This is a genomic window from Leptospira fainei serovar Hurstbridge str. BUT 6, from assembly GCF_000306235.2.
Taxonomy (GTDB): Bacteria; Spirochaetota; Leptospiria; order Leptospirales; family Leptospiraceae; genus Leptospira_B; species Leptospira_B fainei.
In genome coordinates this window covers 983,512-995,063 of record NZ_AKWZ02000010.1, presented here as the reverse complement: position 1 = coordinate 995,063, position 11,552 = coordinate 983,512, and the positions used below count along the sequence as shown (strand labels likewise).

Sequence of the window (11,552 nt, the reverse complement as noted above, 5' to 3'; positions counted from 1 at the left end):
ATCTCGACTGAGGTCATAAAATGAAACGATTTTCCGCAATCGTCGTGCTAACCACAATTACGGCCTGCGCGTCCGTAGAACCAAGACGAAACATCAGCGCGTCAGGAGATCCGTCCGAAATTTTCTTTGAAAAGGAAATTGCGCCGATGGATCAGGAATCCAAGAGAGATATGGCGTTAGCTCAAAACTCCGCCGGAAGTAAGCAAAGAAGCTTAGATGATTTACTCGCAGATAACAAACCTGTAAAAGCAACACTCCCTCCCAAAAAGTCGCCAGAAGGGGATTTTGACGAAATCGGATACTCTTCCTGGTACGGTCCGAAATTTCATGGTAAGCCTACGGCGAGCGGGGAGCCGTTCGACAAGACGAAACTTACGGCAGCTCACCCGAGTCTCCCGCTCGGTTCCGTCGTAAAAGTAAAAAATTTAGAAAACGATAAGGAAGTTTTGGTACGCGTCAACGATCGGGGACCCTTCGCAAAAGATCGGATTATCGATTTATCCGAGAAGGCCGCCGAAACATTGGATTTTAAAGACGTAGGCATTGCTCGTGTCGGACTTAAAGTAGTCAGCAAGGGTGGAAAAGACGAATCCGAAGATTTGGAAAACGCCGACGATGAAGAGGCTCTTTTAAACGATTCGAAACCGGAAAAACTCACTCCGAAAAAGACTGTCGTTACTCCAGCCCCTTTAGTGAAAGGCGCTCCTAAGGGTCAAACGGTGCAGGTCGGAGTTTTTCGCAATAGCCAGCTTGCAGAGAATTATCGTAAAAATCTTTCTGCAGAATACGGTGAAAAAGTATATCTATTTGAAAGAGACGGTATGTTCGTTTTGCAAATGGGTGATTTTACCGATAAAGCGAAGGCGGCCGTTTTAAAAACAAAATTGAAAGAAGACGGAGTGGATTGTTTTATTCCTCAAAAATAGTCCGCTTAAATCGCTCACCTCTATCGAGAAAATGCCTCCAAGCCGGAGGCATTTTTATTTTATTAAACGTTAATTTCTGTGCGCCCTACAGCTTTGAAGTTTCATTCTGTCCGCACAAATCGTTTTCGCTAGCTCGATATATCCGGCAGTGCAAGCTCCGACTCCCTGGCCGCAACCGGGATTTGCCACTAAAAGGAGAGTATAACATTCGTCGTATTTCTTTAAATCATTGCCGCAAAGTTGTTCGTTGCTCACTAGAAGATTGCAGTTAAGTAAAGGCGGGATATTAAGTAAGATCAGAGTCAGGAAGAAATTTATTTTTCTTTTGATCGGCATAAGCACCTCGGTCATCCGAAAAATTTCTTTCGGGTGAATCCTAACGTAGAATGCTCTTTAAAGAGAAAATGTCAAAAAGTTTCCGATTAAAAAAACTTTAGCGATGAGTTAAATCCCGTCTCCGTGAATGTATTCGTTCAACTCATGATCGTCTTTTTTGGCGGGAATTTTGGGTGGTGGCGAGTTTCCTCTCGCGTACAATTCATTTACTTCGTGTTGGAGAGTATCGATTTTCTCCACTAGTATGGAAAAAATTCTGGCGACCGGATCAGGGAGCTCATTATGATCCAACATCCGTTCTCCCTTTTCCCCGAAGTCTACCTTAGAACGCACGACTTTTCCAGGTACACCAACAACGGTACAATCCGGCGGGACATCCCGAAGCACAACGGATCCGGCCCCGATTCTTACGTTCTTTTCTATTATGATATTTCCTAAAATTTTTGCTCCGGCTCCGACTACCACGTTCTCTTTCAGAGTAGGATGTCGTTTTCCGGTTTCCTTTCCTGTTCCACCGAGAGTTACACCTTGTAAAATCAAACAACCGGTTCCGATTTCGGCAGTTTCTCCGATAACCACTCCATGACCATGATCGATAAAGATTCCCGGAGATATTTTTGCACCCGGATGAATATCAACGCCCGTTAAAAATCGGGCAAAGGTATTGATGATTCGGGGAATCAAACGTAAATTAACGTTATACAAAAAGTGCGCTAGAGAATGAAACCAAAGGGCATGCAGCCCCGGATAACAGAGGACTATTTCAAGATAAGACTTTGCTGCCGGATCATTTTTTCGGATTGCTTTGATATTGTCGAACAACCTAATATCCTTTTCCTTTCGCGCTTGCCGTGACGGCACTATCAGGAACCCTATGTGGGGTTCCCTTATGTGTAAAGAAGGAATCCTTCGGTGAAAAAACAGGTCTACTTTAGACCGTAGTAAAGGAAGTAACTCATTGGACAGACCTAAATACGGACTTCACATAGTCCTCTTCCTACTTACATTTTTGACTCTTACTTTTCAAGAAGAGACGTTAAATCTTCCGTTTTTAGGATGGGATTGGATTCGCGCGACGCTTCAGGATCGATATTTATATTCTTTACCCGTTCTAGGCATTCTTCTTTGTCACGAGATGGGCCATTACTTAGCGGCTCGGTATTACGGAATCAGAGCGACTTTACCTTTTTTTATTCCGATGCCGATTTCTCCTGTCGGAACCATGGGCGCCGTCATTAGGATTAAGGAACCGATTCGGGATAAAAAACAACTCTTCGATATTGGGATTTGGGGGCCGGCAATGAGTCTTATCCTCTCGGTTCCCTGCTATTTTATCGGGCTTAAATATTCGCATTTAGTCCCGATAAGCGATCTCACGAACGCTCTAGGATCTAATCCTGCGGCTTTCCAAGTTCGCTTCGGTGAAAGTTTTTTTGTGAGTTGGGCAAATCAATTCGTACTCGGGCCTTTCGATTCAAACTTGTACGAGGTGGAAATTCATCCGTTAGCGTTTGCGGGATGGGTCGGGCTATTGGTAACGGCGATCAATTTACTTCCATTCGGACAGCTCGACGGGGGGCATGTGATTTATGCGATTTTCGGCGAAGGATATCGAAAATGGATCTATCATTTATTTTCCGCATTCCTAGTCCTCGCATTTTGGAATTACGCGTGGATCTTATGGGGATTGCTCATCTATTATTTCATTAGGGTAGAGCACCCGTACGTTCCCGATCCGGTGTTTCCTTTGGATTGGATTCGAAAGGTTTGCGGGGCGGCGATTCTACTCTCTTTGATTTTAATTTTTACTCCTTCGCCTATGGAAATCGTTACCGCTGCAGGCCCCCAATCAAGTCTGGGAGAGGATATATGGAACGGAATTCGAAATCTTTTTGGAAAATAAACTTAGCGCTCTCATTATTCCTTTTTTTGTCGGCATTCTTTTTTGCGACCGTATTTGCACAGGAAGAAGTCGATTTGGAAATCCCTTTAACGGACAGTCCATACGGTCTTTCTTATGATGGGACGAATTTTTGGTTCGCCGATAGTAAACGCAGAGCGATTTTCAAAGTCGATCCGACGGGTCGACAGGAAGTTTTTAATTTGGGAATTCCCTTTATTTCAGGATTGAGTTTCGATTCGAGAGAGGGGAGAGTCTTCGTCGCTGCAAAGCGGGTAATTTTAAAGGTGGAACCGAATACCGGCGGGGTTACGGATCGAATCGCGATACCGATTGATAGGATCGGAGGAATCGCGAGCTTTCAAAACTATCTCTATATTCTCGACGCCGATACGGGAAAAGTTTCCGTTTACGATAAAGGTACGCAATCCGTAATCGGCGGTTTCCTAACCGATAGAGCGAGTCCGAAGGATATCTGCTACGCGCGGAACAGTATTTGGATTACGGATTCGTCCGACGGAAATATTTATCGTTATGATCCGGCAAATGGAAGAATCACCGGTTCGATTCGGACTCCGACGAAGGACATTCGAGGCTTAGCAATCATAGGAAGCAAAATTTTCGTAGTGGATCGTACAAGCAGGGAAATTAAGAAAATCTCATTCGTCGAAACCGACAGATTTTTGGCATCCGGCGAATCAACGTACCTGATTAACGTAAAAATTAAATTCAATTTAAACGAAGCTAGCTTGGTGGGGGGAGTCTTGGGCTTACTCCCTCCTCCGACTACGGAGCACCAAAGAATACGGAATTTAAAATCCAAAGATCCAAAATTTAAAGGGGATTTCGTTTCCGGCGCTCGCGGATTGTCCAAGAAGTTAGGAATCGACGATCCGAAAGGCAGTCAAACTTTGGAATATCAGTTCGAAGCGAGAACAACGAACGTTCGATTCTATGTCATGGATGAATTCATTCAAAAGAAGGAAGAAATTCCGAAGGACTTATCTCCCTTTGTCAAAACGCCGATTTCCGTAAAAGATAAAAACGGAACATACTTTATAGATAAAATCTTCGATTCGAGATTATTCCGTACGGATTGGGAAAGTTTTAAAAAAGCGCTGCTCGATGGAGGACTTCCGATCCGTTCCGTGAGAACATTAGTTTTATCCGATCAATCTTCTCCCGTTTTCAAAGATGCATTGGACGCTTATGTTCCCGGATTCGGGTGGGTTCCATTATCTTCGATTAAACCGGAAACTGTGGAATCTTCTCGGACTTATCAGAAAAGCGAAGAGGTCGTGGATTTATATCGAAGTGAAGGCTGGGGGGCTTTACCTTCCCCGGTTCTCTACAAGGCGAAAGACGCCGATTTCTGGAAACCGATACCGGCAGAAATAGAAGTAAAAGTTTTGCCTAAAGGATCGGATCTCGGACAAAACTAGTTGTTTCGTTCATCTTATAGATTTTCCATCCGAGGGTTAAAGATCTTCCGATCATATAAAAACTTAAGGATAGCCAAAGTAAATGATTGCTTGCTTCGGCTTTGCCGATCAGGGCAATGGGTATGAAAAAAATTAGGGTGCTGACGATCATTGCATTACGCAGAGTTCGTCCATCCGATAATCCTAAAAAGAACCCGTCAAAGACGAACGCAATCGATCCGATTATCAAAACCGGAGCTAACCAAAATCGGTAAGTGTTGGCAACGGCTAGCACTTCGGAACTTCTTGAAATCCAAGGAAAAAAACAGTTAGGAAACTGAATCACGAAGTAGGAAAAGAAACAGGCGAGTCCTAATGCCGATATTAAAGCAAGCTTCAGGAGCGAGATGAGTTCCCTTTTATCGTTTTTGCCTTTTGCTTCTCCGGCGAGAGTTTCAGTTGCAACGGCGGCACCGTCTATCCAGTAAGCCGCAACTAAAATGAGCTCATGTAAGATTGCGTTTCCCGCCAGCACTATGGATCCGAAAGAAGAACTGAAATTACGAAAAATACTAAATGCGGTGATTAACATTACTGTTCTCAAAAGGATATCCGTATTTAAGGAAAGGAGAGATCTAAAGCCTGATGCGGAGAACAATTTTTCCTCGCTCTCTGAAAATCCAGGCAAACGTCTCCTTTCGAGAAAGTAGAAAATCAGAAAAAGAAACAGCATCAAATATTGACTGATCGTAGTGGCGATTCCCGCTCCCCAAGCTTGCCAATTCATATATAGTACAAACCAAATATCCAATAGAATATTTGTCACGTTCGCAATTACCGTCGCGAATAGAACGATCTTACTTTGAGACCTTCCTAGAAACCAACCCATTAATACGAAATTACATAATGTTGCGGGAGCGCTGGCAATTCTCCCTTGAAAATAACTTGATCCGGCAAATTTCACATCGGCTTCGCCTTCTAAAAAAAAGAATCCGAAATTTTGAATAGGATGATTGAATAAAAGAATTGTTATGCCAACACCGATTCCGAGTATCAAAGAGCGGGAAAGAATTAAATCCGATTTGGATTCATCACCCGCTCCGTAGGCCTGGGCGGTCAGGCCGGTTGTTCCCATTCGCAAAAAAGCAAAACTCCAAAATAGATAATCGAAGACGATATTTGCTAAAGCCACTCCGGCCATAAACGTATGGGTATCAAGTTGGCCTAAGACGGCGGTATCGGCTAAACCTGCTAAAGGGACGGACAGGTTTGCAAGTATATTATAGAATGTAAGCTGAAAGAATTTTTGTTTCAAAACAATTTATTTCAAATCCGTCTTTTGCCATTTTTGAAAAACGTTACAGGCCACAAGATCTCCGGTTACGTTTACTGTCGTGCGGCACATATCGAGTAACCTATCGACACCGAGGATAATTCCAATTCCTTCCGTCGGAATTCCCACCCCTGTCAGAATGGAAGCTAAAATTACGATACCTAATCCCGGCGTGCTAGGAGTTCCAATTGAAGCAATCACCGTAGCAATTATGATGAAACCGAATTGCGCTAAAGTAAGATCGATTCCGTAAACCTGCGCTAGGAATACGGTAGCAGTCGCCTGGTAAAGGGCGGTCCCATCCATATTGATGGTTGCTCCGAGTGGAACTATAAATTCCGCGATCCTTCTTGACACACCCATTTTCTCGATGCCGGTTTTTAGCGTGAACGGCAAGACTGCCGCGGAACTTGAAGTGGAAAAAGCTAGCAGTTGGAGTTCCCCCGCGTTTTTAAAAAACCAGATCGGGTTTTTTCGGGCTAAAAGAATTAGTATAATGGAATACATCAGGAGAACGGCGAGCAAACCCCCGAGAACGGATAGGAAGTATACTCCTAAACTTACTAACACATTAAAACCGATTTTTGCGGTAATCTGAGCGATTAATCCAAAGACGGCATACGGCGCTAGCATCATTGCCCAATCAACGAAAACCATGCTAGTTTTAAATACCGCCTGAATTAATCCCAAGACCGGCTTAGCGACTTCCTCCCCCAGAGACAGTAATGCTATGCCGACTAGGATTCCCAGAAGGACAACTCCTAACATATCGCCGGTGAACAGAGTTTGGAATGGATTTCTAGGTAAGATCGAAAGAATTAAGTCCGGAACTTTTTCGACGCTCGGCGGTTCAGAATGGGTCGGTATTTTGGATACAACGCTCGTTTTGGGGATACCTGCAGCGTCGACATATTTGCCCGGTTTTACGACGCTTGCGATCGTGATTCCTAAGACGACGGCAACGACGGTGGTAAAAACAAAATACAAGAAAACTTGGGATCCGAATTTCCTTAGATTTTCCAAACTCTCGCCGGCATTTACGCCTAGGAGGATAGACGAGAATACCAACGGGATCATTATCATCTGCAGAAGGATTAAAAACAATTGTCCGGGTAAACCCAACCAATTCGCGAGAACGGAACTAGTGGATATATCCAAAAATTTGTATTCCGGGCTTAGACAAAGTCCGACGGCCGTTCCGGAAAATAAGCCGATTAATACTCGTAGCCAGAGTTTACCTTTAATCAGTAAGATTAAGCCTGAATTTAACCGTTTGATTCCGCTAAATGTGGACATGAACGACAGAATCGAACGGTTCCACTATTTTTCTATTGATTTTTCCCTTTTCAAATTGATAGTGAAGGCTTAAATCGTTTTTCCGCGATTTCTTCCGCCTTCTGGATTGGAAGAAGCCGTACCAAAGACATAGAATCGGTCGAAGTCGGTCTTCAAAGACGAAAGTTTTGGGATCGACCTTAGGAGTTTATGGGATTAGATACAATCTCTTGGGACTTGGTCCTGTTTAACTATTATTCTTTTGGAAGTTTATTGGTCACACTGACTACGTTCTTTCTCGGAAGTTTCTTTCTTACTTTAAAGAATAAAACGGTCGCTACGACTCATTTAGGAATTGGTTTCCTTCTTTTTACTTTTTTTGAGATGGGCTATTTCGTGGCTGCTTTCCTGTATCATCCGTTTGCTTCCTATCATAGATGGATTACGGGCGGCTTCATCCTTCCGGCATTGACGCATTTCACTCAGTTCCTACTTCGGTTTCCGGGAAATAGCAACCAAAGATTAGCTCGCTGGGTTTTGATCGTCGAATACTCCGTAATTACGATCGTAGTTACTTTCTTTATTTATCTAACCTCCATTTCCGAAAACATTTATCACTTCACTGCGCATCATTGGGATTTCAACGCGTATGATGCGAGTCGATACTTAGCCATTGTGATCGCCATAGAATCCGTCGTCGGATTTTTGATCATACCTACCTGGCGCGTCATCGTAACAAAAGATAAAAGAAGAATCGCGCTTTTGATGTTTACGATTGGGTTTTTGATCGCAGCCATATATCCGAATATTTCGAACGTAGTAAGTCGGGACGGCGCGATGGAGCGTTCGACTTATATGACGTCGAATGTGATTTTTTTCGTCGCGGCTTTTTCCGTTTTGGCAATCGCATTCATCAATAATAGCGCGGAAAGAACCACATTCATGGTTAAAATCGTCGGAATCACTCTCTTTACGATTTGTTTGATCATGCAGGCGCTTGTATATATATCCAGCCAAGAGAAGGACGCGGAATACGATAGCCTTAAAATGGTAAACATTGAGCGAGCGATAGAGAATGGAGTAAAAACAAAAGACATAGAATATATTATCCGCTGGAATGATAATAAAAACAGCCTTAGCTCAGGTGAATACGACAAGAAAATCGATTTGAATCTTATGCAAGTTGAAATCGATCTTCAAAACGTTACCATTTATGAAGAAATTCGAAATCTGGACGAGAAAAAATTCCGCCCAAAATTACAGGAAGTATTAGAAAAAACTCATACATATTTCGGCGGTTACAGGAGACAAATTTTAGAATTCATTTCTCAGAGCGCACAATTGTCCGACGGTGAACTGAAGGCGGCAATTCTAGGCGAAGCGGAAAAATGGAATAAGCAGGCCTTTATAGCTACGAATCGCTTGGAAGGTGTTGTCGGCGGAAATTTTTGTAAAAAAGGGCGCTCCTTTATAGAATCTCTCGGAAGCGAATCCCATAAAAAGGAAATTTTTTCACATTGGTCCGAGAACTGTCTTTGGGATGGTAAGCAACTTTCCGATGTGCAACTTCGAGAGGAGGTTCTACGATACTTTCGTTATTTTAAACCGAGCGAGACGCGACATTATAGAAGGAGCCAAGACGGCAACGGCCATTACGTTGCTTTTATGAAATTCTCACCCGAAACTCTCGAAATGAGTGAAGTAGGCTTTTCCTACTTGGTTTATCGTCAGTTCATGCATCCGACTGCAGTGAAGCAAACGATCATCCTGCTAATCGTAATTTTCGTCGTGCTGGTTCTCTTCCCTCTTTTCTTTAAGAGTAGTTTGGTCGATCCGCTTAACGGCTTGTTGGCAGGGGTGGAAAAAGTCAATAAGGGAGATTTAGATGTGGTCGTTCCGGTCAAAGTCCGCGACGAAATCGGATTTTTAGCCGATTCATTTAATGCAATGGTGGCGTCGATCAAGCAAGCCCGACGAGAATTGCAGGATTATGCCGAGAACTTAGAGGAAAAAGTTAAGGAAAGAACCAAAGAGGTGCAAGAAAAGATGGAGGAAGTTCAACGTCTTAAAGTGCAGCAGGACGGGGACTACTTTCTTACTTCCCTATTAGCAAAACCTTTATTTTATAATGCGAATAAATCCAAACATGTGGCGACTGATTTTATTATTCGCCAAAAGAAGCAGTTTGAATTTCGCGGAAAACATTCAGACCTTGGCGGCGATATTTGCGTAACAGGAAATCTTCGTTTAGGTCGTCCGGATTCTTTCAAAAGATTTACCGTTGCAATGAACGGAGATGCGATGGGAAAATCCATGCAAGGAGCCGGAGGTGCGCTTGTAATGGGGGTCGTAATGAACTCGATTCTTGCACGTTCCGCCGCTAATAATAGAATTTTAGAAACTACACCTGAGCAATGGCTTGGGGACATTTATCATGAAATCCATTCCGTATTTAAGTCGTTTAACGGTTCGATGGTAATTTCCGCCTGCGTTTATCTCATCGAGGACGAAACGGGAAAATGCTGGTACTTTAACGCGGAGCATCCGTTTACGGTCCTTTATAGGGACGGGAAGGCAAGTTTCATTGAAGAAGGACTGACATTACGGAAATTGGGTTTGGATTCCGAATTTGATTTTAAAGTGCATTCCCTCCAGCTGAAAAAAGGGGACGTTCTTATTCTAGGCTCTGACGGTCGCGACGATGTGGATTTAACTCCGGACGAGACCATTCGTACGATTAACGAAGACGAAATGTTGTTTTTACGGCATGTCGAAAAGGCGAAAGCAAATCTGGAAGAAATCGAAACTGAGATTCGTAAGACGGGCGAATTAACCGACGACTTATCTCTTCTTAAAGTGGAATTTCAAACCGAACCGAAGAAAGACGAGATCGAAGATATTTTCGACGATACCGATCATATCGATAAAGCGCTCAATACCGATTCGGTTTATGAGGAAGCTCGCAAATTATACAAGACAGGTCGCTTAGAAGAAGCGTTGGATCTTTTAAAAACCGGCTATATGCACGACAGCGCTAATCAGAAATTGAATAAGCTTTTGGGTTTGCTCAGTTTTAAGGGGAAAGATTACGCGACTGCGGTCGAAGTGTTGAACAATTACTTGGGAACCGATCCTGATCTGCACGAGTACTGGTTTTATTTATCGATAGCGAATAAGAAAATGGGAAAATACGATCTGGCTCTCTCAGCTAGCTTAAAACTATTGGAAGTCGATCCTGATAATCTTTCCAATTTAGTTAATTTGGCGGACATATACAGATTGATGGAAATGTATGATCGCGCCGAAGAGTATGCTCGGAAAATTTTACAACGAGAACCGGGAAACGAAAACGCGCATAAACTAATTCGACTGATAGAGAGGGACCGCTGATTGTCGGCTCCCGCAAACGGGAAATTAATATCCGGTGGAATGAGGCGATTCCTTTTAGCCGCAATTCTTCTGGTTTTTGGATTTTCTAGTTTTGCTCAAAGCGCCGGCTTTAAAATCAAGGCCAGATCGAATAAAGATTACCCTCTTAAACTAAGAGGCGGGGATATCCTCGTTACGATTCAGAACGAAACTTCCGCCCAGCAATGGGACAGATATGCCTTTGAAAAAACAAGGGACTTGCTTGATGCGTACGAATCCTATACGGGGATCTTCTTTCATCAAGCTGCCGCGCCGATATTCAAAAGTTTGCCTTCGAAGGAAAGAAACCGAGTTCGCTTAGTTTTGAAAGAAAGCGTATTTTTAAACGGAACTCGAATCGGGGGCTATAATAACGTTTCGGGGGAACTTGGAAAGGATTTGGGAATTTATCTGGAATCCGGTCTGGTTCCGATCGGTTATCCGGCACTGTTGCTTCATGAATTAGGTCATTACTATTTTATCGAACCTTTGTGGCTAAGCGAAGGTATCGTTTCGTTTCTTCCCTACTTACTAGCTAAAAAGGGATATTTAAGACTCAATCAGCAGGAACTCACGTCAATTTACGATGAATGGGAATTAGCCGAACCACCGTCGAAAAGCGATCACCCGCTTGGCGGCGATTTCCAATCTACCGACCCGCAAGTGGGAGCGTGGATGTATTCGAAGTCGGTTCGCTTGCAGGGAATTTTGTATAAAGAGCTTAGCCCGGAAGGATACCGGTCCTTTTTAAGAATTCTCGCGACCACTGACGTCCAGGACACCGAGGCGGTACTCAAGGTTTTGCACGGTTTGAAAGCTAAGAATTGGGAACAAATTCTAAAGGGGTGGCTCTTGCCCGGAAAATATCTATCGTACCCGATAAAATCCTTTTCCAAGATAAGAGATTGGGAGGCTCTCTAACGAACGCTGTTTTATCTTAAAACAATCGTTAG

General features: G+C 43.4%; 9 protein-coding genes. 5 read left to right on the top strand and 4 right to left on the bottom strand.

Features of this window, described 5'->3' with window-relative positions:
• Window positions 1-20: 20 nt before the first annotated feature.
• Window positions 21-926, top strand: coding sequence for an RlpA family plasminogen-binding lipoprotein MPL36 (mpl36, locus tag LEP1GSC058_RS13845; RefSeq protein WP_016550815.1), 906 nt, complete (start codon window positions 21-23; stop codon window positions 924-926).
• Between the two features lie 69 nt (window positions 927-995).
• Here mpl36 and LEP1GSC058_RS13840 read toward each other — a convergent pair whose 3' ends face one another.
• Both LEP1GSC058_RS13840 and cysE read right to left on the bottom strand, forming a co-directional pair.
• Window positions 996-1,262, bottom strand: coding sequence for a hypothetical protein (locus tag LEP1GSC058_RS13840; RefSeq protein ID WP_039948662.1), 267 nt, complete (start codon window positions 1,260-1,262; stop codon window positions 996-998).
• Between the two features lie 108 nt (window positions 1,263-1,370).
• Window positions 1,371-2,084, bottom strand: a complete 714-nt coding sequence (gene cysE, locus LEP1GSC058_RS13835) for a serine O-acetyltransferase (RefSeq protein WP_016550281.1) — start codon at window positions 2,082-2,084, stop codon at window positions 1,371-1,373.
• Between the two features lie 136 nt (window positions 2,085-2,220).
• Between cysE and LEP1GSC058_RS13830 the strand changes: the two genes are divergently transcribed.
• Together LEP1GSC058_RS13830 and LEP1GSC058_RS13825 are read left to right on the top strand one after the other, a co-directional pair.
• Window positions 2,221-3,165, top strand: a complete 945-nt coding sequence (locus LEP1GSC058_RS13830) for a site-2 protease family protein (protein WP_016549322.1) — start codon at window positions 2,221-2,223, stop codon at window positions 3,163-3,165.
• Window positions 3,132-4,604, top strand: a complete 1,473-nt coding sequence (locus LEP1GSC058_RS13825; RefSeq protein WP_016550146.1) for an NHL repeat-containing protein — start codon at window positions 3,132-3,134, stop codon at window positions 4,602-4,604. The genes LEP1GSC058_RS13830 and LEP1GSC058_RS13825 overlap by 34 nt, the downstream gene beginning before the upstream one ends.
• Here LEP1GSC058_RS13825 and LEP1GSC058_RS13820 read toward each other — a convergent pair.
• On the bottom strand, window positions 4,576-5,898 hold the full coding sequence (locus LEP1GSC058_RS13820) for an MATE family efflux transporter (RefSeq protein ID WP_016550692.1): 1,323 nt from the start codon (window positions 5,896-5,898) through the stop codon (window positions 4,576-4,578). The genes LEP1GSC058_RS13825 and LEP1GSC058_RS13820 overlap by 29 nt on opposite strands.
• Window positions 5,899-5,904: 6 nt before the next feature.
• The gene (locus LEP1GSC058_RS13815; protein ID WP_039948393.1) at window positions 5,905-7,212 is read right to left on the bottom strand and encodes a dicarboxylate/amino acid:cation symporter; all 1,308 of its coding nucleotides are present in this window, start codon (window positions 7,210-7,212) and stop codon (window positions 5,905-5,907) included.
• A gap of 189 nt (window positions 7,213-7,401) precedes the next feature.
• Here LEP1GSC058_RS13815 and LEP1GSC058_RS13810 point away from each other — a divergent pair, with 189 nt between their 5' ends.
• Both LEP1GSC058_RS13810 and LEP1GSC058_RS13805 read left to right on the top strand, forming a co-directional pair.
• Complete coding sequence (locus LEP1GSC058_RS13810) at window positions 7,402-10,581, top strand: SpoIIE family protein phosphatase (RefSeq protein ID WP_016550697.1); 3,180 nt, start codon at window positions 7,402-7,404, stop codon at window positions 10,579-10,581.
• Window positions 10,582-11,520: a hypothetical protein gene (locus LEP1GSC058_RS13805; RefSeq protein ID WP_016549762.1), complete on the top strand. Its 939-nt coding sequence runs from the start codon at window positions 10,582-10,584 to the stop codon at window positions 11,518-11,520. It abuts the gene before it with no gap.
• The last annotated feature ends 32 nt before the right edge of the window (window positions 11,521-11,552 follow it).